The sequence below is a fragment of the Pseudomonas sp. BIGb0176 genome, from assembly GCF_024810175.1.
Lineage (GTDB): Bacteria > Pseudomonadota > Gammaproteobacteria > Pseudomonadales > Pseudomonadaceae > Aquipseudomonas > Aquipseudomonas protegens.
In genome coordinates, this window is sequence record NZ_JANUEC010000001.1 from 1,222,264 (window position 1) to 1,245,010 (window position 22,747).

At 62.5% G+C, this 22,747-nt stretch carries 23 protein-coding genes and 1 pseudogene; 8 read left to right on the forward strand and 16 right to left on the reverse strand.

What is annotated here, in order from left to right; all coding sequences use genetic code 11:
- Window positions 1-122: 122 nt before the first annotated feature.
- The 3 genes from paaK to paaG form a co-directional block, all read right to left on the reverse strand.
- Complete coding sequence (gene paaK / locus M2395_RS05230) at window positions 123-1,445, reverse strand: phenylacetate--CoA ligase PaaK (protein ID WP_011061419.1); 1,323 nt, start codon at window positions 1,443-1,445, stop codon at window positions 123-125.
- A gap of 219 nt (window positions 1,446-1,664) precedes the next feature.
- On the reverse strand, window positions 1,665-2,114 hold the full coding sequence (gene paaI, locus M2395_RS05235; protein ID WP_011061418.1) for a hydroxyphenylacetyl-CoA thioesterase PaaI: 450 nt from the start codon (window positions 2,112-2,114) through the stop codon (window positions 1,665-1,667).
- 27 nt (window positions 2,115-2,141) lie between these two features.
- Window positions 2,142-2,933, reverse strand: coding sequence for a 2-(1,2-epoxy-1,2-dihydrophenyl)acetyl-CoA isomerase PaaG (paaG, locus tag M2395_RS05240; RefSeq protein ID WP_123430734.1), 792 nt, complete (start codon window positions 2,931-2,933; stop codon window positions 2,142-2,144).
- Between the two features lie 426 nt (window positions 2,934-3,359).
- On the opposite strand from paaG, the gene paaY reads away from it, so the two are divergent.
- The 4 genes from paaY (at window position 3,360) to M2395_RS05260 (ending at window position 8,718) form a co-directional block, all read left to right on the forward strand.
- A complete protein-coding gene (gene paaY / locus M2395_RS05245; RefSeq protein WP_015635697.1) occupies window positions 3,360-3,953 on the forward strand; it encodes a phenylacetic acid degradation protein PaaY in 594 nt (197 codons plus the stop codon).
- A gap of 64 nt (window positions 3,954-4,017) precedes the next feature.
- Complete coding sequence (gene paaX / locus M2395_RS05250; RefSeq protein ID WP_053151759.1) at window positions 4,018-4,941, forward strand: phenylacetic acid degradation operon negative regulatory protein PaaX; 924 nt, start codon at window positions 4,018-4,020, stop codon at window positions 4,939-4,941.
- Between the two features lie 287 nt (window positions 4,942-5,228).
- Complete coding sequence (locus M2395_RS05255; protein ID WP_123430735.1) at window positions 5,229-6,236, forward strand: adenylate cyclase; 1,008 nt, start codon at window positions 5,229-5,231, stop codon at window positions 6,234-6,236.
- Window positions 6,237-6,570: 334 nt separating this feature from the next.
- Window positions 6,571-8,718 (forward strand): phosphocholine-specific phospholipase C, encoded by a 2,148-nt coding sequence (locus tag M2395_RS05260; RefSeq protein ID WP_053158661.1) that lies wholly within the window; start codon window positions 6,571-6,573, stop codon window positions 8,716-8,718.
- A 178-nt stretch (window positions 8,719-8,896) separates the two neighbouring features.
- Here M2395_RS05260 and M2395_RS05265 read toward each other — a convergent pair whose 3' ends face one another.
- The gene (locus tag M2395_RS05265) at window positions 8,897-9,163 is read right to left on the reverse strand and encodes a hypothetical protein (protein ID WP_015635695.1); all 267 of its coding nucleotides are present in this window, start codon (window positions 9,161-9,163) and stop codon (window positions 8,897-8,899) included.
- Between the two features lie 353 nt (window positions 9,164-9,516).
- Between M2395_RS05265 and M2395_RS05270 the strand changes: the two genes are divergently transcribed.
- Complete coding sequence (locus M2395_RS05270) at window positions 9,517-10,842, forward strand: sigma-54 dependent transcriptional regulator (RefSeq protein WP_011061411.1); 1,326 nt, start codon at window positions 9,517-9,519, stop codon at window positions 10,840-10,842.
- 70 nt (window positions 10,843-10,912) lie between these two features.
- Here the strand turns inward: M2395_RS05270 and M2395_RS05275 are convergent, their stop codons facing one another.
- The 10 genes and pseudogenes from M2395_RS05275 to M2395_RS31740 form a co-directional block, all read right to left on the reverse strand.
- Window positions 10,913-12,208, reverse strand: a complete 1,296-nt coding sequence (locus M2395_RS05275) for a hypothetical protein (protein ID WP_015635694.1) — start codon at window positions 12,206-12,208, stop codon at window positions 10,913-10,915.
- A gap of 54 nt (window positions 12,209-12,262) precedes the next feature.
- Window positions 12,263-12,997 (reverse strand): hypothetical protein, encoded by a 735-nt coding sequence (locus M2395_RS05280; RefSeq protein ID WP_011061409.1) that lies wholly within the window; start codon window positions 12,995-12,997, stop codon window positions 12,263-12,265.
- 48 nt (window positions 12,998-13,045) lie between these two features.
- Entirely contained in the window at window positions 13,046-13,726 is a 681-nt protein-coding gene (locus tag M2395_RS05285; RefSeq protein WP_011061408.1) for a C39 family peptidase, read from the reverse strand.
- Window positions 13,727-13,790: 64 nt separating this feature from the next.
- A complete protein-coding gene (locus tag M2395_RS05290) occupies window positions 13,791-14,780 on the reverse strand; it encodes a hypothetical protein (protein ID WP_011061407.1) in 990 nt (329 codons plus the stop codon).
- 63 nt (window positions 14,781-14,843) lie between these two features.
- Window positions 14,844-15,422 carry a hypothetical protein gene (locus tag M2395_RS05295; RefSeq protein WP_015635693.1) on the reverse strand — a complete coding sequence of 193 codons (579 nt, stop codon included), beginning with the start codon at window positions 15,420-15,422 and terminating at the stop codon, window positions 14,844-14,846.
- Between the two features lies 1 nt (window position 15,423).
- Complete coding sequence (locus tag M2395_RS05300) at window positions 15,424-15,870, reverse strand: hypothetical protein (protein WP_011061405.1); 447 nt, start codon at window positions 15,868-15,870, stop codon at window positions 15,424-15,426.
- Between the two features lie 328 nt (window positions 15,871-16,198).
- Window positions 16,199-16,723: an AAA family ATPase gene (locus M2395_RS05305; RefSeq protein WP_123430736.1), complete on the reverse strand. Its 525-nt coding sequence runs from the start codon at window positions 16,721-16,723 to the stop codon at window positions 16,199-16,201.
- On the reverse strand, window positions 16,720-17,283 hold the full coding sequence (gene pnuC / locus M2395_RS05310; protein ID WP_011061403.1) for a nicotinamide riboside transporter PnuC: 564 nt from the start codon (window positions 17,281-17,283) through the stop codon (window positions 16,720-16,722). Before pnuC ends, M2395_RS05305 begins: the two co-directional genes overlap by 4 nt.
- Window positions 17,284-17,372: 89 nt before the next feature.
- The gene (locus M2395_RS31735) at window positions 17,373-18,209 is read right to left on the reverse strand and encodes a methyl-accepting chemotaxis protein (protein ID WP_370508234.1); all 837 of its coding nucleotides are present in this window, start codon (window positions 18,207-18,209) and stop codon (window positions 17,373-17,375) included.
- A 21-nt stretch (window positions 18,210-18,230) separates the two neighbouring features.
- A pseudogene (locus tag M2395_RS31740) lies at window positions 18,231-19,040 on the reverse strand (cache domain-containing protein); the annotation flags it as partial.
- A 261-nt stretch (window positions 19,041-19,301) separates the two neighbouring features.
- Between M2395_RS31740 and M2395_RS05320 the strand changes: the two are divergent.
- Window positions 19,302-20,132 carry an undecaprenyl-diphosphate phosphatase gene (locus M2395_RS05320; RefSeq protein ID WP_011061401.1) on the forward strand — a complete coding sequence of 277 codons (831 nt, stop codon included), beginning with the start codon at window positions 19,302-19,304 and terminating at the stop codon, window positions 20,130-20,132.
- The gene (locus tag M2395_RS05325) at window positions 20,129-20,551 is read left to right on the forward strand and encodes a DUF1294 domain-containing protein (RefSeq protein WP_011061400.1); all 423 of its coding nucleotides are present in this window, start codon (window positions 20,129-20,131) and stop codon (window positions 20,549-20,551) included. Before M2395_RS05320 ends, M2395_RS05325 begins: the two co-directional genes overlap by 4 nt.
- On the opposite strand, the gene M2395_RS05330 is transcribed toward M2395_RS05325, so the two are convergent.
- Together M2395_RS05330 and M2395_RS05335 are read right to left on the reverse strand one after the other, a co-directional pair.
- Window positions 20,548-20,892 carry an MmcQ/YjbR family DNA-binding protein gene (locus M2395_RS05330; RefSeq protein WP_169891849.1) on the reverse strand — a complete coding sequence of 115 codons (345 nt, stop codon included), beginning with the start codon at window positions 20,890-20,892 and terminating at the stop codon, window positions 20,548-20,550. The two genes, M2395_RS05325 and M2395_RS05330, sit on opposite strands and share 4 nt — an antisense overlap.
- 11 nt (window positions 20,893-20,903) lie before the next feature.
- Window positions 20,904-21,812: a LysR substrate-binding domain-containing protein gene (locus M2395_RS05335; RefSeq protein WP_011061398.1), complete on the reverse strand. Its 909-nt coding sequence runs from the start codon at window positions 21,810-21,812 to the stop codon at window positions 20,904-20,906.
- A 133-nt stretch (window positions 21,813-21,945) separates the two neighbouring features.
- Between M2395_RS05335 and M2395_RS05340 the strand changes: the two genes are divergently transcribed.
- Window positions 21,946-22,557, forward strand: coding sequence for an FMN-dependent NADH-azoreductase (locus M2395_RS05340; RefSeq protein WP_053151749.1), 612 nt, complete (start codon window positions 21,946-21,948; stop codon window positions 22,555-22,557).
- Window positions 22,558-22,747: the final 190 nt, after the last annotated feature.

A 22,747-nucleotide genomic window follows, 5' to 3' on the forward strand; every position in this document is an offset into this window, starting at 1 on the left:
CGCAAATTAATATCAAACATAAAATAACGTGTCATGATTGATTTTGGTATCGCATTGCGCCCCTGGGCCTTTGCCAAGGCAAAAAAAAGCCCCGCATCAGCGGGGCTTCCAGGAAGGATGGATTAGCGGTTGCGTTTGTCGATTACCCGGCAGGCCTTGCCTTCGGAGCGCTTGATGCTGAATGCCGGCTGCAAAACGATACGTGAGCTGATACCAATATGGGTCTTTATGTGGCGGCTGAGATCGCCGCAGAGGGCCCGCTGCTGCTCGTCCCCCAGTTGCTGGTGCTCAGGCTTGAGCTCGACGTGGATGTCAACGCTGTCGAGGTTGCCGTGGCGGTACAGGTGGATCTCGTAGCAGGGGGCCAGTTGCCCGACCTTCAGCACCTGCTCTTCGACCTGGGTGGGGAACACGTTGACCCCGCGGATGATCAGCATGTCGTCGCTGCGCCCGGTGATCTTGTCGATGCGCCGCATGGGCCGCGCCGTGCCCGGCAACAGCCGGGTCAGGTCGCGGGTGCGATAGCGGATCATCGGCAGCGCTTCCTTGGTCAGGGAGGTGAGCACCAGCTCGCCCAGTTCGCCATCGGCCAGTACCTGGCCGGTGATCGGGTCGATGATTTCCGGGTAGAAGTGATCCTCCCAGAGGGTAGGGCCGTCGCGGGTCTGCGCGCATTCCATGGCCACCCCGGGGCCGATGATTTCCGAGAGCCCGTAGATGTCCAGGGCAGTGATGCCCAGGCGCTGTTCGATGGCACTGCGCAGTTCGTCAGTCCAGGGTTCGGCACCGAAGATTCCCAGGCGCAGCGCCAGCTGGTGCGGGTCCAGGCCCTGGCGCTCGATCTCGTCGGCGATGTTGAGCATGTAGGAGGGGGTGACCATGATGATGTCCGGCTGGAAATCCTTGATCAGTTGCACCTGCTTCTCGGTCTGGCCGCCGGACATGGGAATCACCGTGCAGCCCAGGCGTTCGGCGCCGTAGTGCGCCCCCAGGCCGCCGGTGAACAGGCCGTAGCCGTAGGAAATATGCACCTTGTCCCCGGGCCGGCCGCCGGCGGCGCGGATCGAGCGCGCCACCACCTGCGCCCAGGTGTCGATGTCATTGCGGGTGTAGCCGACCACCGTGGGCTTGCCGGTGGTGCCGCTGGAGGCGTGCAGGCGTACCACCTGGTCCATGGGCACGGCGAACATGCCATAGGGGTAGTGGTCGCGCAGATCGGCCTTGGTCGTGAAGGGCAGGTGCGCCAGGTCTTCCAGGCGCTTGATGTCCTGGGGGTGCACCCCGAGCTGGTCGAAGCGCTGGCGGTACAGCGGGACCCTGTCGTAGGCGTGGTTCAGGCTCCAGCGCAGGCGTTCCAGCTGGTGCTGGCGCAGGTGGTCGATGCTGGCGGTTTCCATCGGGTCCAGCAGCGCGTCGGGCACGGTTCCGGCAATCGGCATGTTCATGGTGTCACTCGAATTGTTGTTGTCTTGTAGCCCGCCGGCGGGCGGGCTCTGAGTGCATGCCCCGGGGCGCAGGCGAGCCCCGGGGGAGTCTTTTTACTGTGCTTGCAGCCGCTCGCTGATCAGCGCGATGCCCGGGTCGACACCGATGCACATGGTGCACAGCGCGTAGCGGCCCCGGCGCTGCGAATGAGGATACGGACGGCATCGATGAGCAGTGGGTCATTCATGGGAGGTCTCCTGTGTCAGCACCGGGCCGTGCACTTGGTAGGATTTGCCTTGGAGCAGGGCGATGAGCCGGCCCTGCTGGTTTTCCACGCGCACCGCGTAGTGGCCGGTGCGGCCGCCGCGGTTCTGTTCATGGCAGTCGGCGGTCAGGGTGTCGCCCAACTGCGCCGGGGCGATGTACTCGATGCTGCAACCCAGGGCCACCGTGGCCCGGTCATGGCTGTTGCAGGCAATGGCGAAGGCCGAGTCGGCGAGGGTGAAGATCAGGCCGCCGTGGCAGGTGCCGTGGCCCTGCAGCATGTCGGCCCGCACGCTCATGCCCAGGCGCGCCGCACCGGGCGCCACCGACAACAGGCGCATGCCCAGGGCGTTGCTTGCCGGGTCACGTTCGAACAGGGTCCGGGCGCAGCGCCGGGCCAGTTCCATGGCGTCATGTTCAGTCATGCAGGGGCCTCCTTGGAGTCGCCGTGGTCAGCAGCCCTTGAACACGGGGCTGCGTTTATCCATGAAGGCGCTGACGCCTTCGCGGTAGTCGTCGCTGCACCCGGCCAGGCGTTGCAGGTCGCGCTCCAGGTCCAGTTGCTCATCGAAGCTGTTGTGCAGGCTGGCATTGAGGCTGCGCTTGATCAGGCCCAGGCCGTAGGTGGGTTGGGTAGCCAGGTGCCGGGCCAGGCTCAGGGCCTGGTCCCGCAGTTGGGCATCATCCACGCACTGGTAGATCAGGCCCCACTGCTCGGCCTGTTCGGCACTCAGGCGGTTGCCGAGCAGGGCCAGGGCCTTGGCCCGGGCCATGCCCACCAGGCGCGGCAGCAGCCAGGTACCGCCGGAATCGGGAACCAGCCCGAGCTTGCAGAAGGCCTGGATAAAGCTTGCCGAGCGTGCGGCCAGGACCAGATCGCAGGCCAGGGGCAGGTTGGCCCCGGCCCCGGCGGCCACCCCGTTGACCGCGCAGATCACCGGCAGCGGCAGGTCCCGCAGGGCCCGCACCAGGGGGTTGTAGAAGGTTTCGATGGAGGCCCCCAGGTCCGGCGCGGCGCCGCCGGGTGACACGGTGCGCTCGCCCAGGTCCTGCCCGGCACAGAAGCCCCGGCCTTCCCCGGTCAGCAGCAGGACCCGCACCTGCGGGTCATTGCGCACCAGGTCCAGGGCTGCCTGAACCTCGCGGTGCATCGTCGGGTTGAAGCTGTTGAGCTGTTCGGGGCGGTTGAGGCTGAGAAGGGCCACGCCCTCGCTGATGGAGAACAGGATGGTGGTGAAGTTCATGGGCGGGGCGCTCTGTGCTGGGCGATCAGGCGAACACCGCCGACAGGCGTGGAGGCAAGGCGTTGAGGCATGGTGAATGTCCTCGGGGTGGCCGGTGGTCGGCTCGATTGTCGGGTCGGCTGGTTGGCCGGTTTTCGTCGAGTATATCGCCAATGCGATACATAAAAACAATAGTGACTTGAATTTAATGTGTCTTGATTTTGAGTGTCGGTCCAGCTTTTTTTGTAGCCCCAGGCTCACGACAAAAGCCTCCAGGCTGCTTGAGGCGTTGATAAATACGGGACTGACAACTCTTTGTGGAGCAGCCAGGCTGGCTGATTGCGGCGGCGCCGGTCTTGTGCCTGGCCAATAATCTGATACAAACTGCCATCCGCAGTTCATCGTATTTCCTGCTTTCAGATGACGTGTTCTTCAAGGAACCTCTCCATGACCTGTTACAGCCTCGATGGATTGACCCCGGTGGTCGACCCCAGCGCTTATGTGCACCCTTCAGCGGTGCTGATTGGTGATGTGATTGTCGGCGCCCATTGTTACGTCGGCCCGTTGGCCAGCTTGCGGGGCGATTTTGGGCGGATCGTTCTGGAGGAGGGGGCAAACCTGCAGGATACGTGTGTGATGCATGGTTTTCCCGACAGCGATACGGTGGTCGAGCGCAACGGCCATATAGGTCATGGCGCTGTCCTGCATGGCTGTCGAATTGGCGCCGACGCCCTGGTGGGCATGAATGCGGTGGTGATGGACAACGCGCATATCGCGCCCCGTTGCATCGTTTCCGCGGCAGCCTTCGTCAAGGCCGGCTTCGAGTGTGCGCCACAGTCGCTGATCATGGGCACGCCGGCCCGGGTCAGCCGCCCGCTCAGTGATGCGGAGCTGGCCTGGAAGCAGGCGGGGACCCGCGAATACCAACAGCTGGCCAGGCGTTGCCTGGCGCAGATGCGGCCTTGCGAGCCGCTGCGGGAGGCAGAGCCCGGACGCCCGCGAATCGGCAACAGTGCGCTGCGCCCCAAGGCTCGCCCATGAACCTGCCCGGGCGTTATAGCTGCCTGAAACCCGCTATATTCCTTCCTTTTTTACCGGTACATCCATGTCGTCCCTAGCGCCACTGAACCACCTGATCAAACGTTTCCAGGAGCAGACTCCGATCCGCGCCAGTTCGCTGATCATCACCCTGTACGGCGATGCCATCGAGCCCCACGGCGGCACGGTGTGGCTGGGCAGCCTGATTCAGTTGCTGGAGCCCATGGGGATCAACGAGCGCTTGATCCGCACCTCGATCTTCCGCCTGAGCAAAGAGGGCTGGCTGAGCGCTGAAAAGGTCGGCCGGCGCAGTTACTACAGCCTGACCCTGACCGGGCGCCGGCGCTTCGACAAAGCCTTCAAGCGCGTGTACAGCGCCGGAGTGCCGGCCTGGGACGGCGCCTGGTGCCTGGTGATGCTCTCGCAACTGTCTGTCGAGTTGCGCAAGCAGGTGCGCGAAGAGCTGGAATGGCAGGGGTTCGGCGCCATGTCGCCGGTACTGCTGGCCTGCCCGCGCACTGATCGGGCCGATATCAACGCCACCCTGGCGGAGCTTGGTGCCCAGGAAGACACCATCGTCTTCGAGACCACGCCCCAGGATGTCCTGGGTTCCAGGGCCCTGCGCCTGCAAGTGCGGGAAAGCTGGAACATCGATGAACTGGCAGCCCACTACAGCGAGTTCATCCAGCTGTTCCGCCCGCTCTGGCAGGCCCTGCGCGAGCAGGAGCAATTGCAGCCCCAGGATTGCTTCCTGGCCCGGCTGTTGCTGATTCATGAGTACCGCAAGCTGCTGCTGCGCGATCCGCAACTGCCCGACGAACTGCTGCCCGGGGATTGGGAAGGCCGCGCGGCGCGCCAGTTGTGTCGCAACATCTATCGCCTGATCCAGGCCCGGGCCGAAGAATGGCTGGCCACTGCCCTGGAGAACGCCGATGGCCCGTTGCCGGATGTCGGCGAAAGCTACTACCGGCGTTTTGGCGGGCTGGTCTAGCCCGCCCATCCACGGGGTGCCAGCTGCGATGCCCGAGGCCAAGGGGGCGGCCCCGGGCGTTGCAGCCCGGGTTTATCACGGCCCGGATGTTAAATAGTCATTGACCTGCGAATTTGTCCTGATCTAGGGTCGCGAACGTATTCAATGCAACTAAGCAGAGAATGTTTCAGCGCTATTACAGTTGAATGACGTGCACTGCAAGTTTGAAGATATTTGCAATATAGGGAGCATGGCCAGGTACAGGTATTCGGTCCTGCAGGGAAAGCAGACAGATAAAGGAATTATCGATGAAGTGGATTCGCAACCTGGCTACAAAGTTCGGCCTGGCCATGATGTTGGTTATTTGGGGCAAGTTGGCTATTGCTTCGCAACTGGTTCCGGCATTTGGGCTGGCCAATGATCAATATGCCAAGTCTCCGGGGCCCTATGCAGTCAACACCAATGCTGTTCTGAGTGATTGCCGTGGGTTGTTGGGGGTATTGGCGCGGATCATGCTGTTGGATAACAGCCTGCAATGCAATCAGTCCTTTCCTTACGGATTCTCCAATCCGATCTCCACCAGTGTCTATTACCCGTCCAATATCAAGCAATTGGACAAGTTGCCAGTGGTCAACTTTGTTGGCGGCATTCTTTCCAACCAGGGGCAGTACACAGATCTGCTGCGGCTGTGGGCCAGCTACGGCTTCATCGTGATCATCTCCTCGGACTTCATCAACACCGCCCCCACCATGCATGTGCTCGGCGCCCTGGAACTGAGCAAGCTCAACCAGGACCCGACCTCGCCACTGTTCGGCAAGGTCGACCTATCGCGCACCATTGTGGCGGGGCATTCGGCGGGAGGAGGCGCATCGATTCTATCGGCAAGCCTCTTGCCAGAGACCTTGAAGGGCATCGACCCGCAGTTGCGCTATATCGGCTCGTTGCCGATCGAACCCGGGCCGATCGGCCTTGGCTCCACGGTAAAGACACCGACCCTGGTGCTCACCGGCGCAGCGGACGTAGTGGTCCCGGCCTGGGCCTGGCCAAGGCTGTGGCAGGGCGGGCTGATCAAGGCCGTGCCGGGCTGGAGCGCAACCGCCCATAACGCCACCCATTTCAGCCCGGTCAGAAGCGTCAGGGAAGATGAGTTTGCCGGTATTACCACGGCTTGGATCTTATATATCGGCAAGAATGACCCGGCCGCCAAAGAATACTTTGTCGGTGAAGATTACAAACTGGCCCGAGATCCGCAGTTCATTCGCCTGCTATTCAACCCGCTGCGGGTCCAGCGCAATGAAGTAGCCGATAGCCTTTAATAGCACTGTGCTTTCTCCGGTAAAACGGATACAGCCCAGGGAGTGTGCGAAGCCTGTTTTCTGGCCCGCTCTATAGTGCATTTCGCCAGCGCAAAGTTAAGGCGCCGGCGAAATGTACCGGGCGTTTCTTGAGCTCGGGTGTTTTATTCATGAAATATTCTTCCTGCGTTACCTGGCAATGAGTTATTGCCGAACTGGCAAGGCAGGGCAGTGGCGGGTAGTTGTACGTTTCATGAACAAACTGCAATGGCAATGTCACTGCATTGTTATTTGCGACCAATACCTTGGGGGCAGCGTTATATATCGCGCTGCAACCATAAGGACTCAATAACCCATGCCCAGTCTTACACGCAGGAAGCTCTTGCAAGCGGCCGCCATCGGTACTTTCTTTTCCTCATTGCCGGCATCCATCCGCCAGGCCCTGGCGATACCGGCGAACAATCGGACCGGGACCATCAAGGACGTCGAGCACGTGGTGATCCTGATGCAGGAAAACCGTTCGTTCGACCACTACTTCGGCACCTTTCCCGGGGTACGCGGCTTCAGTGACCGCTTCACCATCCCCCAGACCGGTCAACGGGAAGTGTGGGAGCAACAGGGCAAGGGCCGGCTGGTGATGCCTTATCACCTGGACAGCAGCAAGGGCAACGCCCAGCGCGTCAGCGGCACCCCGCATTCCTGGGCGGACGCCCACTCGGCCTGGGGCGAGGGGCGTATCAGCGCCTGGCCGACCTATAAGACCAATACCTCCATGGGCTACTACCGCGAGCAGGAACTGCCTTTCCAGTTCGCCCTGGCCAACACCTTCACCCTGTGTGACGCCTACCACTGCTCGGTGCACGCCGGCACCAACCCCAACCGGCTGTTCCTCTGGACTGGCAGCAATGGCGCGAGCGCAGCCAAGGTGGCGGCGGTGGTCAACGAATGGGACGGCCCGGGGCCGGTGAATGTCGGCTACAGCTGGAAGACCTACCCCGAGCGCCTGGAAGAGCAGGGCGTGAGCTGGAAGGTGTACCAGCACCTGCCGGACAACTTCGGCGACAACCCGCTGGCGGGGTTCCGGCAGTACCGGGCCGCCAGCGTGCAGGTCGGCAACCCGGCCCAGCCGCCGAAGGATTTCAATGCCTTCGTGCCCTACAGCGACGGGCTCAACGCCGTGGCGCCGCTGTACAAGGGCAATGGCAACACCCTGCCGGCCAGCAGCGGCAGCAACCTGGAGACCATCATTGGCGGGTTTCGCAACGACGTGCAGGCCGGCAAGCTGCCCCAGGTCAGCTGGATTGTCGCGCCGGCAGCCTATTCCGAGCATCCCGGGCCTTCGAGCCCGGTGCAGGGCGGCTGGTTCACCCAGGAAATTCTCCTGGCCTTGACCAGCAACCCCGAGGTCTGGAGCAAGACGGTACTGCTGGTGACCTACGATGAAAACGACGGCTTCTTCGACCATATGCCGTCGCCCTCGGCGCCTTCGCGGCGCAAGGACGGCAGCTTTGCCGGCAAGTCCACCCTGGGTTTCGACAGCGAACTGTTCACCCACCCGGCCCCGGCGGGCTCGACCCAGCAACCCTTGCCCGATGGCGGCGTATACGGGCCGGGGCCGCGAGTGCCGATGCTGGTGCTGTCGCCCTGGAGCCGTGGTGGCTGGGTCAACTCGCAAGTGTTCGACCATACCTCGGTGCTGCAATTTCTCGAGAAACGCTTTGGCGTGCGAGAGCCGAACATCAGCGCCTGGCGGCGAGCAGTCTGCGGCGACCTGACCTCGGCGTTCAACTTTGCCGACCCCAACCATGAAACCCTTCCCGCGCTGCAGACCACTACCCGCCAGGCCGCCGACAGCCTGCGCCAGCGCCAGGAGAAACTGCTGCCGGTACCGCTGCCCTCGGCCGGCCAGCAACTGGCGCCGCAGCAGCAGCGCCTGGCCCGGCCTTCCCGGGCCTTGCCCTATCGGCTGCATGTGGACAGCCAGGCCGATCCCAAGGCTCGCACCTTGTCGCTGAGCCTGCAGAACACTGGGGAGCAAGGGGCGGTATTGCATGTCTACGATGGCCTGCACCTGAGCGAGATTCCCCGCCGCTATACCGTGGAAGCCGGCAAAGCCCTGCAGGACAGCTGGCCGGTGGTGGAGCGCTATCAGCTCTGGGTCCTGGGCCCCAACGGGTTTCACCGCAGTTTCCACGGCGACCTGAAAACCCTGCAGCCCGAACTGCTGGTGACCACCAGCAACAGCCAGTTGCAACTGACCCTGAGCAATCCGGGGGAACACGGGGTGGTCATCAGTATCGATCGCTGCCCCTACACCCAGCAGGGCCCATGGACCTTGGCGGTACCGGCCCGGGGCGAGGTGCGCCAGGTGTTTGCCTACGAGGGCAGTGGCGGCTGGTACGACCTCACGCTGCGCAGCGACGGCGGCTGGCTGCGCCGGATCGCCGGGCGCCTGGAAACCGGAGCACACAGCATCAGCGACCCCTTGATGGGCCGGGCATGAAGACCTTGGCAAAAATGAGGGCGCTTTCGAAGTGAAACCGGAAGCCGGGCTGGATAACGACAAGAGCAACTAATACCCGGAAGGTAGAAGTTGTAGAGGAGGGCAGGATAGATAGGGTGCTTAGTTGTTTGCTTTAAATAACGGATCACCCCTTCGGGTGATCCGTTAACAGCATCGCTTACTTGGGCATGGCCCAGGACTGCAAGGTATAACCGTCCTGGCTCAGTTCGGCGCGGGCCTGTTTGAGCAGGTCTTCCAGCTGGGCTGGATCGGAGTAGGCACTGCTGGGAATCTGGGTGTGGCCAATACGGGTGCTGGTGCGGTCGATGACGGTCAGGCTGAGTTCGCCATTACCGTCCTGTGGAGCCCAGGCCACGCATTGAAAAGGCTGGAATGCGCGGTCGGCGATCAAAAGTGCTTCGTTGATACGGAGCGGGGCGTTCATGGGGTCTTCTCTCTGTGTGCCCAATCAAATGATGTGCCGTCGGTTGGGCTTACCGTTCGGCTGGTCATTTGTACTGATGCACCGAGGTAGCACTCGGGTCACACTGAAAAACAAGTTTTTACAACTTTCGTGCATAGGCCTTGTGGCCGGGCCCTTAGTTGCGGGGGCTGGATAAAACAACTGCGACAATCAGTCGCTCGTGAACAGCTTGGAGTCCCACGTTAGTTCCTTTGGTAATCAGCGCTATAAGCAATTGATACATTCCACCGTCAAGTTCTTGCTAATGTTACAGCCAGGTTTTCCAAATCACTGTTTCTAATAACTTTTCCATACCCTGGCGCCAAGGAACAGTCATGCTCGAAGCCCCTGTGCAGCGCCGTTTGCTGGTGGTCGATCCCTGTGACGATTGCCATCGCCTGTTACCCGGTTTGCGCACCATTGGCTGGGATGTCGACAGCTGTGACCTGGAGTCCGCTCGCGAACGTTCCTGCGATGTCGGCCTGCTGCGCCTGCAGCCTTTTCACCTGGAGCGCCCGGAGGCGGTCAAGGACCTGATCAGCCGCAGCGGCACCGAGTGGATCGCAGTATTGAGCCAGGAAGTGCTGCGCCTGCAGAAGGTCGGGGATTTCGTCTGCGAGTGGTTTTTCGACTTCCACACCCTGCCGTTCGACGTGTCGCGGGTCCAGGTGACCCTCGGCCGGGCGTTCGGCATGGCGCGCCTGCGGGGCCAGGGCTCGATCCATGTGGATCAGCCCGAGCATGAGTTGCTGGGCAATAGCCGGCCGATCCGCGACTTGCGCAAGCTGCTGGGCAAGCTGGCGCCCACCGAGTCGCCCGTGCTGATCCGAGGCGAAAGCGGCACCGGCAAGGAGCTGGTGGCGCGTACCCTGCATCGTCAGTCCCAGCGCCACGACAAACCCTTTGTCGCAATCAACTGCGGGGCGATTCCCGAACACCTGATCCAGTCCGAACTGTTCGGGCACGAGAAGGGCGCCTTTACCGGCGCCCATCAACGCAAGGTCGGGCGCATCGAGGCGGCCCATGGCGGCACCTTGTTTCTTGACGAGATCGGCGACCTGCCGCTGGAACTGCAGGCCAATCTGCTGCGCTTCCTGCAGGAAAAGCACATCGAACGGGTAGGGGGCAGCCAGCCGATTCCGGTGGATGTGCGGGTTCTGGCGGCCACCCACGTCGATCTGGAAGCGGCCATTACCAGCGGGCGCTTCCGTGAGGACCTCTACTACCGCCTGAATGTGCTGCAAGTGATCACCGCGCCGTTGCGCGAGCGCCATGGCGACCTGGGCATGCTGGCCAGCCATTTTGCCCACTTCTATAGCCAGGAAACCGGGCGCCGGCCCCGCAGTTTCAGCGAGGATGCCCTGGTGGCCATGGGCAAGCATGATTGGCCGGGCAATGTCCGCGAACTGGCCAACCGGGTGCGTCGCGGCCTGGTGCTGGCCGAGGGGCGGCAGATCCAGGCCAGCGACCTGGGCCTGCTCAGCCTGCAGGCCCAGGACCTGCCCATGGGCACCCTCGAAGACTACAAGCACCGCGCCGAGCGCCAGGCCCTGTGCGACGTGTTGAACCGGCACAGCGACAACCTCAGCGTGGCGGCGCGGGTCCTGGGGATCTCGCGCCCGACCTTCTACCGTTTGCTGCACAAGCACCAGATCCGCTAGGGCGGGGAGAAACGCCAAGGCCCGCTGCGATTGGGGAATCGCAGCGGGCCTTGGCGTTTTTGCCGGTGGGTCAGAAGTAGTAGGGGAATTTCAGGCTGAAGGTGAAGGCCGGAGCATCCTCGGTCATGCCGATGGACAGGTTGGGTACGATGGTCAGGTTGTCGGATGCGGCAATCGTCATGCCGACGTTGAAGTAGCCGGCGTTGGCATCGCTGGAGACCACCGACTGCCAGTCGCCACCGTCCTGCTTGAGCTTGCTTTTACGCTGCACCAGGTCGGAAACCGAGAAGGACATACTCATCTTCTCGTTGAGCGCAAAGGCGACACCGGCGCCGATCTGGAAGCTGTCGCCCAGGCGCACCTTGCCGGGGGTCTTGCTGCCCACTGTCGAGCTGATGTCATCGAAGGACTCTTCCAGGTTGTGGGTATAGGCCAGGGTCCCGAACAGCACGGCCGGATCGAAGGTCTTGACCAGGGAGATCCCGGGGGTGACCGACCAGACGCCGTTACCGGTGGGCAGGCTTTCAGGCACGTAGAGGTTGTTGTTGGCAGAGGACCGCACCAGCTTGATGCCGAATGGGTCCTTGCCGGTAGGGGCTTTGACGCGCAAGGTTGCCACCGCGTCGGGCCAGAACTCGGACTCGTCGAGGAACTTGTAGGCCACGCCGAAGTTCACGTCACCCAGGGTCGGGTCGCGGGTGACCGACTCTTCGGTGGTCTGGGTGCCTGAGCCGCCGCCACCGCCGGATTGGAAGGTGGATTCGCGATAGACCACGGGTGCGTTGATATCGAATTGCCAGCGGTTGTTGAGGTTGTAGCGCGCGGTCAGGTCGAGGGTCCAGGTATCGGACTTGATCCGGTCCAGGTTGATGTTGCCGAGAAAGATCGAATCCAGCGCCAGGAAGCCGTTGACTGTCAGTTGGCGGGCATCGTAGCGGGCATAGGTCAAGCCGGTCTCGACGCTGAACTTGCCGCCGCCAAAGAAACCACTGGCCTCGTCGTAGAGGTTGCTGACGCTTTGTGCCGGTTCCGAATCATCCTTGAGGGACTGGCCATAGGAAGCGCCTCCTGCAGCGCCTCCGGAAGCGGCACCGGCCCCAGTACCGGCGACCTGTTGATTGCCCTTCAGGTCAGCAGGTGATTTGGCCAGGCGCTTGGGGGGCGGAGCCGCCGGTTGATCCTCCACTTGGCGAACCCGTTGTTCCAGCACCGCGAGGGCCTTCTGCTGTACTTCGTAACGTTGCTTGAGTTCCAGAAGCTCTCGTTTCAGGGTCTCTACATCGGCGTCCGGCGCCGCTTGTACCAGCGCCGCCGGGAATAGAGTGCTTAAACAGACTATTGCGCGCAGTGAAACCGATCGATACATGAAATAAACCGTCCCTTGTGAACCCCAATGGTCGAGAATCAGCGTAGTTCAAGATCAGAATTTGCGTAGAGCGTTGAGCGTACTCAAATTACAGTCCAAAGCACCGGTGCTGGGACCGTTGTTCCTGAGCACCACATTGAGCTGTGTCATGTTGTTCACCAGGTTGCTGTTACCCATCAACTGGGTGTTCTGCAGCAAATTGCCCTGGGCCACTTGCTGCAAGGCATTGCCCTGGTTGCCGCTGGCCTGAATGGCCATCTGGATGCCACCGTTGAGGGCCGACACCGCCACACTGCCGGCGGCGTTGCTGCCGGTGATGGTCTGGCCGCTGATCAATGCCTGCCCCACACCGGCCGCCAGTGCCGGCGCCTGATTGGCTTCTGTGACATTGATATTGATGTTGTTGTAGGCCGAGTTGCCGTCGCCGGCGGCCCTTACGCTCTGGGTTACGCCCTGGCCGCTGGCCAGCCCTGCGCCGCCGATCACGTTGCCGGTCCCGGGCGGGGGCGTAGTGCCATTGCCGGCCTGGCTGATGGTGGAGACGTAGAATTGCGGTTTGATCGTGGCTTGCTGGATCTGCAGCGAAGTGGACGCGCCGATCAGGTCACCGCTGGCGTTGCGCCAGGTACTGCTCATGACAATGCCGAAGCTGATGATCCGCCCCGGCATGACGTAACGGCCCCGCAACTGCGACAGTTCCTGATCCTGGATGAGTTCGGGCTTGAAACCAGCATGTGCTGGAAGAGCTGCTGCCAGGCAGGCGGCGGCCAGCCAGTATGAAGTCTTCATCTGCTTGCTGCTCCCGGAGCATCCTGCCCCTTTATAGTGTTTGCGCTTCTAGAAGAAGTCGCTCTGGATGAAGCCGAAGTCCATCAAGTCCGCGTCCCTGACCGGGTAGAAGTTATCGAGCTTGTTCTTCGCGGTCAGTGGGGCTGGCGGGTCGAGCAAGGCGTTGGCCTTGTCGTAGCCAGGGCCGATGATGGCGAACACGATACCGTTCCAGCCTTTGACGAAGTCATCATGGGTGTAGCGCTTGTGGCCCAGCACTGGATCACCGATATAGACCCAGCCTTTCTGCGCCCGCTGCATCACCACGAAGTGCTTGTAGCCGCGAATCTCCATCAGTACCACCACCGGGATGGTCACCGCCTCGAGCTTGTCTGGCGGAATCCGGTAGCCCCGGGCGCGCATGCCGATGCTTTCCACGTAGCGCTTCATGTCGAGCATGGAGAACCCCTGGGTACGCACCAGGCCCTGATCCGAATTGACCAGCATGCCCTTGATGACGTGCTCCTCATCGACATCAAGCCAGTAGGCTTGACGCAGAATGGTCGCCAGTGCGGCGGCACCGCAGCTGAAGTCGGTCTTCTGTTCGACGATGTCGCTGAACTTGCGCTCGCGCACGCTCTGCACCTGTTTGAAGATCAGGTTGCCACCGGGCAGGCCGGCGACGGCCATCTGCGCAGCCTGGACGGGAGCACAGAGGCAAAGCAAGAGAGAGAGGATCGCAGTACGCATGATCGTTACGCCTGAGTCGGACTGTGGAAAAGCCCCGTTTCCGGGGCTTTCGTTACGATCGCGATTACATGCAGGCTTTGCAGCCAGCAGCGATGGACAGCGAGTTGCTTTGTTGGTTGCCCACACCGGCCGAGACGTTGGCGCCGCCGTTGCCGGAGAAGCCGTTCATCGAGTTGGTCATGCTGGCGTTGTTGACCACTGGGTTTTTCCAGCCGTCTTTGGTCAGCACTTGCTGGGTCCAGTAGCCAGCCAGTTCGATGGTGCCTTGTTCTTTGAAGGTGAATTTTTGATCGTCGTTGCCGTGGCCTTTGTTGTCGCCATAGCCATGGCCGCTGTGATCGTCGCCACCTTCGATTTTGCCGCTGCCGGTGCCTTTGTAGGTGCCGGAGGCAACGAAGCCGCCAGAGAGGGTGTCTTTTTTGTAGGCCTGGACACCTTTGTTATCCACGACCAGATTGGTCGACTGCTGGTTGGCTGAAGCAGCGGCAGTGGCTACGCGGCCACCGGAAACGGCAATGGCCAGGTTGTTTTTCTGTTGGTTGAAGTCGCCGGCGGTCACGTTGATGCCGATGTTGCCGGAACCGTTGTTGCCGGAGTTGTTGAGCACGGCATTGTTTTGGGTCGAAGAGTTTTTCACGTAGTTGTTGTTGTTGACCTGGGTGGCGCTGGAAGCGGCCACGGCACTGCCGAAGATGAAGCTTTCGTCAGCGGTTGCCAGGGCAGCGGCATTGTCTTGTTGGTTGCCGTCGCCGGCGGCGACGTTGGCACCCATGTTGCCGTTGGAGTTGTTCAGGGAGTTGTCGGCCTTGGCGTTGTTGTTGGTGCCCTGGTTTTTCACTACGTTGGTGTTGCTGTTCTGCACATCGATGACTGCGGCACCGGCTCCAGCGGTGATTTGCAGCAGAGTGCTGAGGTCCGGACCTTGATCGTGATCGCCATGGCCGTTGCCATGACCGCCGTTGTTACCATGATCGTTACCACCTGCCTGAGCAGCCATTGCCATGACGGCGGCCAGTGCGAAAACCAGTGGTTTGAGAGCCATTGTAGGTTTCATGGTGTTTCTCCGGTGCTTATTAGTTGGTTAAGTGTTGGTACTTTCTAATTGCACTACGAGGGGTCAATCTGCGACCCGGATGCTCAGGGTGTTAGCCATTCGGTTCCCCACCCCGGCACTCTGGTTCACCTGAATCACTCCACGGCTGCCGGTGAAGGCCTGGTCGCTGGTAACGACCTGGCGGCTGCCTTGTTGAGTGCCAGTTGCTCCTGAGTCTGGTAACAGCGCCACGTTCTGTTGCGACAGGGCGCTGTCGTCAATGCTTTGCGGATTGGCACTGATGCTGATCCGCAGGGCATTGGCCATCTGGTTGTTGGCCCCGGCCGACTGGTTCACGCCCAGTGCGCCGTTGCCGTTGCTGAAAGAGTTGCCGCCGATGGTGCTGCTGGCGTTGACCGCGCGGCTGGCGGCGGTGGTGATCTTCTGGGTCACGCTGGTGGTTGCCGTGGCGTTGGTGCCGATGGCAATGGCCCGTACGTTGGTCTGTTGCTGCTGGTCGCCGGCGGCCTGGTTGACGTTGAAGTTGCCGGTATAGCCTGCGCCGGAGTTCTGGATGTTCGAGGTATCGGTGACTGGGCTGGCCGAGTCGGCCATGGCCCCGGTGCAGGTCAGCAAGGCGAGGAACAGCAGGGAGCGACTCATGTTATTGCCCTCCAATGTTGCTCAAGGGAGCCATGCCGGAGCTGATGCTGCGGTTGATCGAGTTGGAGATACTGGCGCCCGCACCGCCGCCATGGCCGGCGGACATGCCGGGCAGGCCGTTGTTGTTGGTCAGCACATTCATGCCGGGTACACCGGCGCTGCCGGACAGCACCGTGCCGCGGACCAGCGCTCCGGTCTTGATTCCGGCAAAGTCGCCATCGCTCATTTCATTACTGGTCATCTGATTGACCAGGACCGACGGGTTGGTGTTGACCTCGACGGGGTTGGGATCCTTTTGCAAAGGTGCGCGGCCGATGGGCTGCGCCTGGACGGTGCGCTGGATGATGATTTCGCCATTCCCCGCAGCCATCACCGGAAGGCTGTACACCGCGCTGACGGCGCAGCCGATCAGCAGTAGGCGGGTGAAACTTTTATTCAGCGTCCCCACGGCGGTATTCCTTCTTCTCAGTGCTGGCCCTAGCCGGCGTTGCGAGGAAGAGAGCAGAAGCCGTGCCGCTTTTTGTTTGTTTTTAAGATTCAACGGCTTGCGAACGCTGCGGGGCGTCGGCTTTCGGGACTGTTTCAGGGATGAGACAAGTACCCCCGACGGCCATTGGCCATAACCGGGGCAACGCTCTGGAACAGGGGTTGCTGCGGGGGTGTATCAGGGGCTTAACAGTTTGCCCGGCCGTGGGCGCCACCGCGGAAAATGGCGGCCTGATGGCCAGGCAGGTGTTTCAGGGATGGACACTTGTGGCCCTGCGGCACTGCACCGATCACGCTTGCAGCAGTTGCCGGACCTGCTCGAAGGCCTGTTGCCGGCGGGCTTGCCAGTCGCCGCCAATGATGCGGTACGGCTGGCGGTGTTGCTCCAGCCAATGGCGGGTAGCCTCGAAGAACGCCATGCGTTCTGCCAGTTGTGGCTGGCAGCGCTGGCCGTCGTCGCTCCAGGCCACATCTTCCGGCGACAGCAGCAGGTGCAGGTCGTAGTGGCGGGCCAGCAGTTGGGGTTCCAGCCACGGCGGGCAGTCGCCGAACAGGGTCTGGCTCCAGAGTTGGTTGCTTAACAGGTGGGTATCGAGAATCAGCAGTCCAGGTTGCTGGGCGCGGGCCTGATCTTCCCAGGCGAGCTGGCCCCGGGCGATCTCGGGAATGTCCGCCAGGCAGGTGTCGCGGCCCTGCTGCTCGATGAAGTGGCGCACGTATTCGCTCACCTGGATGCCACCGAAGTGGGCTTGCAGCTCGCTCGCCAGCCAGCTCTTGCCGCTGGACTCGGGGCCGGTCAGTACCAGGACCTTCACGACTGCAGGGCCGGGTCGGCGCGCCAGGCTCGCCAGCCCTGGACGGCCAGCAGGGTGAACAGGGCATACAGCGCCGCCGTCAGGTAGAGCTCCTTGTAGACGAACAGCCCGACGAAAATCACATCCACGGCAATCCACAGCGGCCAGCATTGCACGCGCTTCTGCGCCATCCACCACTGCGCCACCAGGCTGAAGGCGGTCAAGGCGGCGTCCAGCCAGGGCTGCGCGGCGTCGGTCCAGTGGGCCATGGCAGCCCCCAGCAGCAGGCTGCCCATTGCGCCCAGGGCCAGCCCCTGTAGCAGTCCGCTGGACTGCAACTGGCTGACCGGCCGCCCCTGGTGCTGTTCGCCGCCCCGGGTCCACTGCCACCAGCCATAGAGCTGCAGCACCGCGTAGACCACCTGCAGGAGCATGTCGGAATAGAGCTTGACCTCGTAGAAGATCCAGCTGTACAGCAGCACCATGACCAGGCCGATGGGCCAGCACCAGGGGTTCTGTTTGACCGTCAGCCAGACGGCGATCACGCCGAGGGCGGCGGCAAACAGTTCAAGCCCGGACATGGCGGTTCCTTGGGGAAATGGAGGAGGGGGGCGATTGTACCCAGAGTCGGCCCCGGGCGTCAGTCCGGGGCCTTGGGTTCAGCGAGGGGTCAGACGCGGAACTGGCGCAACAGGCCGTTGAGCTGCTCCGACAGCTCCTTGAGGTGGCGGCTGGCGGCGCTGGAGTGCTGGGCCGCCAGGGCCGTGCCCTGGGACAGGCCGGCTGCCTGGCCGACGTTGTGGTTGATGTCTTCCACCACATGGGCCTGTTCCAGGGTGGCGCTGGCAATCGTCGCGTTCAGACCGTTGAGGTTGCGCAGTGCCTGGCCGATGGCGTTGAGGCTGGCGCCGGCCAGCCCGGCCTGCTCGATGGTCAGTTGCGAGGCTCGGCTGCTATCGCCGATGACCTTGACCGCCGCTTCGGAGTGGTTTTGCAGGCGCTCGATCATGCCCTGGATTTCCGCAGTGGACTGCTGGGTACGCTGGGCCAGCAGGCGCACTTCGTCGGCCACCACGGCAAAGCCGCGCCCTTGCTCACCAGCCCGGGCCGCCTCGATGGCAGCGTTCAGGGCCAGCAGGTTGGTCTGTTCGGCAATCGAGCGGATCACCTCCAGCACCGTGCCGATCTGGGTGCTTTCCGCCGCCAGGGTGCGGATCACTTCCACCGCCTGGTCGATGGTCACCGAAAGCTGGTCGATCTGCTGCAAGCTGCCGTCGATGTTGACCTGGCCCTGCTGGGCCTGGGCCTCGGCCTCGCGCACCTCGGTGGCGGCGTGCTCGGCGTTGCGCGCCACATCCTGGACTGCGCTGGTGACCTGGCTGATAGCGGCCGCCACCTGTTCCATCTGTTGGGATTGCTGCTGGCTGCGCTCCTGGGCGTCGTTGGCGTTGCTACCCAGTTCGCTGGAGGACTGTTCCAGGGCTGCGGCGCTGGATTGCAGCTGCATCACCACACCGCGCAACTTGGCGGTAAAGCCGTTGAAGTGCCGGGCCAGTTCGGTGACCTCGTCCTGGCCGTGGGTGTCGAGGCTGCGGGTCAGGTCGCTTTCGCCGCTGGCGATGTTGGCCATGGCGTGCACCGTTTCGCGCAGCGGGCTGACAATGCTGCGCACGATCAGCACCACCAGGGCGGCCATCAGCAGGGCAATCACCAGGCCGATGGAGGAGGCGCGCAGTACCTGGGCGTAGAACTCGTCCTGCAGGTCGTCGATATAGACTCCGGAGCCGATGATCCAGCCCCAGGGCTGGAACAGCTGGATGTAGGAGGTCTTCTGGACCGGTTGCTCGGCGCCGGGCTTGGGCCAGCGGTAGTCAACCATGCCGCCGCCCTTGGCCTTGGCCAGGGTCACCATCTCGTTGAACACCTCGAAACCGTCCGGGTCCTTGACCGCGGCCAGGTTCTGCCCGTCGAGCTTGGGGTTGGCCGGGTGCATGATCATCACCGGCGTCAGGTCGTTGATCCAGAAGTAGTCATTCTGGTTGTAGCGCAGCCCGCGAATCACCTGCAGCGCCTGCTTCTGCGCCTGGTCGCGGGTCAGGCTGCCGGCGGCTTCCAGGCCCTGGTAGTAATTCAGCACGCCGGCGGCAGTCTGCACCACGTGCTGGGTCTTCTGCGCCTTGGCCAGGTACAGGTCCCCATGAATCTGCTTGAGCATCATCACGCCCAGGGTCACCAGGGTCAGCACCGCCACGATCAGGATCAGCCACAGGCGCTGACTGATGGACATCTTGCGTAAGCTATTCATCATCCGGTCACTCCAGATTCTTGTTCTTGTCATAAAAGGCCCGGAGCATCCAAGCACGCTGGCCTTCCAACGCCAACCCTACGGAAGTCCAATAACATCGCGGCGTGTTTTGCGCCTGTCTGTTAGGATTTCGGCGCCTTTGCCGAAAACCTGAACCTTTCTGAACTTTTCACATAATTTTCATGGGCTTGTGTTGATCTTACGAGCGCCGATTTCTCGGCTACGCTCGACGCAGCAAATGCTTTGACCAATTAAAAAGAGGCATGCCACGAGCATCGCCTCATGGGGGAATTGATGGATCTTTGGACCGCCGCACAGGCATTGATACTCGGGATTGTCGAAGGCCTGACCGAGTTTTTACCCATCAGCAGCACCGGACACCAGATCATTGTGGCCGACTTGCTCGACTTTGGCGGCGAGCGGGCGATGGCCTTCAACATCATTATCCAGTTGGGGGCGATCCTTGCGGTTGTCTGGGAGTTTCGCCGCAAGATCCTCGATGTGGTGATCGGCCTGCCGACCCAGCCCAAGGCCCAGCGCTTCACGATCAACCTGTTGATCGCCTTCCTGCCGGCGGTGGTGCTGGGGGTGATCTTCGCCGACCTGATCCATGCCTACCTGTTCAACCCCATTACCGTGGCCACGGCCCTGGTGGTCGGCGGCCTCATCATGCTGTGGGCCGAGCGCCGGCAGCACCAGGTGCATGCCGAGACAGTGGACGACATCACCTGGAAGGACGCGCTCAAGGTCGGCTGCGCCCAGTGCCTGGCGATGATCCCGGGCACCTCGCGCTCGGGCTCCACCATCATCGGTGGCCTGCTGTTCGGCCTGTCGCGCAAGACCGCCACCGAGTTTTCGTTCTTCCTGGCCATGCCCACCATGGTCGGCGCCGCGGTGTATTCAGGCTACAAGTACCGCCATCTGTTCCAGCCCGATGACTTCCCGGTGTTCGCCATCGGTTTCGTCACCGCCTTTGTCTTCGCCATGATCGCGGTCAAGGGCCTGCTGAAGTTCATCGCCAGCCACAGCTACGCGGCCTTCGCCTGGTATCGCATTGCCTTCGGCCTGTTGATCCTGGCGACCTGGCAGTTCGGCTGGGTCGACTGGACGGCGGCCAAGCCATGAGTACGGCCCGGCGCCCGGCGTCCTCGGCCAGTGCTGCACGGCTCCAGCATCCCAGGGCCAAGCTGCTGGCGTTCGTACTGCTGTGCGGGTTGCCGCTGTTCGGTTCGCTGTCGCTGTGGTGGAAGGGGATTTCGCTCATTCCCCTGATCGCCTATGGCGCGGTCAGCCTGCTGGCCTTCCTGGTCTACTGGCACGACAAGCGCCGGGCCCAGGCCGAGGGCCGGCGTACCCCGGAGAACGTCCTGCATGCCCTGGAACTGGCCGGTGGCTGGCCCGGGGCCTTGCTGGCCCAGCAGTTGTTGCGCCACAAGACCCGCAAGGTCTCCTACCAGTTGGTGTTCTGGCTGATCGTGGCCTTGCACCAGGTGTTCTGGATCGACCGGCTGTTCCTGGAAAGCAGCCTGCTGAGCCTGTTCTAGAGCAGCAAACCCACCTGAACCCGCTTGGGCAGCTTGCTCACCACCAACTGGTGAGAGCGCTGCAGCAGCGCCTCGAGCTCCGAGGCGCCCAGGGGGTAGGGGGTGTTCATGATGATCCAGTGCGCCCGGGCCAGGTAGGGCGCCGGCGCAATGCCCGGGCGGTCGACATGGCCGAGAAACAGCTCCTGATCGACCTTGAAGGCCAGCGAGTCGCCCCGCAGGTGCTGCACGGCAAACATCTTGTTGCCGGCAATCGAGAACACCCGCACACCGCCCCACTTGTAGTCTTCCCGCGCACCCGGCAGGCCCAGGCAGAATTGCGCCACTTGCTCTTCATTCAAGGTTCGGGCTTTCACAACAGTCGTTCTCCGCAGCGTTCGAAGGATTCACTCAAGTGCTCGATCCAGGCGCGCACGGCCGGCATCACACCCCGGCGGTGAGGATACACGGCCTGCAGCCAGCCGCCGGGCAATGACCATTGCGGCAGCATCTGCACCAACTGGCCGCTGGCCAGTTCCTCCTCGCAATACAGCATGGGCAGCACAGTGCAGCCCTGGCCAGCAAGGGCACAGGCACGGCGCACGATGAAGTCGTCGATGCCCAGGCGTGCCTCCAGGGCCAGGTCGCAGGCCTGGCCTTGCTGGTCCAGCAGGCGCAGGTGCACCAGGCGGTCGGCCTCCAGGGCGCCGAGAATCGGCACGCGCCGCAGGTCTTCCGGATGCTCCACCGGGTACTGCCGGAGGAAGTCTGGGGTCGCCACGATCGCCGTCTGGGCCCGGCGCAGGCGCCGGGTCACCAGCAGCGGGTCTTCGTCGCCCAGCTCGCGCACCCGCAGGGCGACGTCCACACCCTCGTTGATCAGGTCGACACGGCGGTTGAGCAGGAGCATTTCCAGCTGCACCTGGGGGTACTTCTCCAGAAAGCTGCTGACCAGCGGTGTCAGCAGTTCGTGGGCCAGGCCCACCGGGCTCGACACCCGCAGGCGCCCGCGGGGTTCGCTGGCCATGCTGGCCACGGCTTCGTCGGCCATCTCCGCTTCCAGCAGCATGGCCTGGCAGTGACGCAGGTAACGCTCGCCCACGGCAGTCAGGCTCAGTTGCCGGGTGGTGCGTTGCAGCAGCCGGGCGTTGAGGCGTTCTTCAAGCTCGGCGATACGCCGTGACAGCCGCGATTTGGGAATGCCCAGCAGGCGTCCGGCGGCGGCGAAGCCACCGGCTTCCACCACCTTGGCGAAGTAATAGAGGTCGTTGAGGTCTTGCATGATGATTTTTCGCTCGATTGTCCTGCTGATGGGACGAACTATCGCATTTATGCCGGCTAATCAGCTATTGGTTTCATCTGTAGGATTGCCCACATCCGATCGCCCAGTGGCGGTCCTCACTTGGAGATCCCAGATGAAACTCTTGCATATCGATTCCAGCATTCTTGGTGACAACTCGGCCTCCCGTCAGCTCAGCCACAGCGTGGTCGAGGCCTGGAAAGCCGCTCATCCGGCCACCGTGGTGACCTACCGCGACCTGGCCAATGACGCCATCAGCCACTTCTCCGCCGCCACCCTGGTGGCTGCCGGTACCGCCGCGGAGCTGCGTGACGCCGCGCAGAAGCATGAGGCCCTGCTCAGCGCTCAGGCCCTGGCCGAATTCAAGGCTGCCGATACCGTGGTAGTCGCCGCGCCGATGTACAACTTCACCATTCCCACCCAACTCAAGGCCTGGATCGACCGCATCGCCGTGGCTGGCGAGACCTTTCGCTACACCGAAGCCGGCCCGCAAGGCCTGTGCGGCGGCAAGAAAGTGATTGTGGTGTCCACTTCCGGCGGCCTGCACGTGGGCCAGGCCACTGGGGTGGCTCACGAGGACTACCTGAAAGTGCTGTTCGGCTTCTTCGGCATCACCGATGTCGAATTCGTTCGCGCCCATGGCCTGGCCTACGGCGAGGAAGTACGCAGCAAAGCCATGAGCGACGCCCAGGCGCAGATCAGCCAGCAACTCTTCGCTGCCGCGTAAGGCTTGTGTAAAGAGCCTTTGCTGCACGGCAAGGGCCACTAAACTCTGTATTCTGCTCACCGCATGAAGTGGGCAGGGTGCGGAGTTTTTTTATTGTGGTGTTCAGGGTTTCTGGCCCGGGTTATGCAACACACGGAGCAAGGCTCCCGGCTTGTGCATCCCTGGCTACGGCGTGGTACAGCTGCAAGGC

Bases quoted from the DNA above. Each gene is read 5' to 3' on its own strand.
- paaG (WP_123430734.1), bottom strand. From the start codon at position 2,933: ATGAACTTCACCACCATCCTGTTCTCCATCAGCGAGGGCGTGGCCCTT.
- paaX (WP_053151759.1), top strand. From the start codon at position 4,018: ATGTCGTCCCTAGCGCCACTGAACCACCTGATCAAACGTTTCCAGGAG.
- M2395_RS05335 (WP_011061398.1), bottom strand. From the start codon at position 21,812: ATGCAAGACCTCAACGACCTCTATTACTTCGCCAAGGTGGTGGAAGCC.
- M2395_RS05340 (WP_053151749.1), top strand. From the start codon at position 21,946: ATGAAACTCTTGCATATCGATTCCAGCATTCTTGGTGACAACTCGGCC.
- M2395_RS05280 (WP_011061409.1), bottom strand. From the start codon at position 12,997: ATGAAGACTTCATACTGGCTGGCCGCCGCCTGCCTGGCAGCAGCTCTT.
- M2395_RS05275 (WP_015635694.1), bottom strand. From the start codon at position 12,208: ATGTATCGATCGGTTTCACTGCGCGCAATAGTCTGTTTAAGCACTCTA.
- M2395_RS05255 (WP_123430735.1), top strand. From the start codon at position 5,229: ATGAAGTGGATTCGCAACCTGGCTACAAAGTTCGGCCTGGCCATGATG.
- M2395_RS05265 (WP_015635695.1), bottom strand. From the start codon at position 9,163: ATGAACGCCCCGCTCCGTATCAACGAAGCACTTTTGATCGCCGACCGC.
- M2395_RS31735 (WP_370508234.1), bottom strand. From the start codon at position 18,209: ATGCAGCTGCAATCCAGCGCCGCAGCCCTGGAACAGTCCTCCAGCGAA.
- paaK (WP_011061419.1), bottom strand. From the start codon at position 1,445: ATGAACATGCCGATTGCCGGAACCGTGCCCGACGCGCTGCTGGACCCG.
- M2395_RS05295 (WP_015635693.1), bottom strand. From the start codon at position 15,422: ATGAGTCGCTCCCTGCTGTTCCTCGCCTTGCTGACCTGCACCGGGGCC.
- M2395_RS05260 (WP_053158661.1), top strand. From the start codon at position 6,571: ATGCCCAGTCTTACACGCAGGAAGCTCTTGCAAGCGGCCGCCATCGGT.
- pnuC (WP_011061403.1), bottom strand. From the start codon at position 17,283: ATGTCCGGGCTTGAACTGTTTGCCGCCGCCCTCGGCGTGATCGCCGTC.
- M2395_RS05270 (WP_011061411.1), top strand. From the start codon at position 9,517: ATGCTCGAAGCCCCTGTGCAGCGCCGTTTGCTGGTGGTCGATCCCTGT.
- paaI (WP_011061418.1), bottom strand. From the start codon at position 2,114: ATGACTGAACATGACGCCATGGAACTGGCCCGGCGCTGCGCCCGGACC.
- paaY (WP_015635697.1), top strand. From the start codon at position 3,360: ATGACCTGTTACAGCCTCGATGGATTGACCCCGGTGGTCGACCCCAGC.
- M2395_RS05320 (WP_011061401.1), top strand. From the start codon at position 19,302: ATGGATCTTTGGACCGCCGCACAGGCATTGATACTCGGGATTGTCGAA.
- M2395_RS05285 (WP_011061408.1), bottom strand. From the start codon at position 13,726: ATGCGTACTGCGATCCTCTCTCTCTTGCTTTGCCTCTGTGCTCCCGTC.
- M2395_RS05325 (WP_011061400.1), top strand. From the start codon at position 20,129: ATGAGTACGGCCCGGCGCCCGGCGTCCTCGGCCAGTGCTGCACGGCTC.
- M2395_RS05290 (WP_011061407.1), bottom strand. From the start codon at position 14,780: ATGAAACCTACAATGGCTCTCAAACCACTGGTTTTCGCACTGGCCGCC.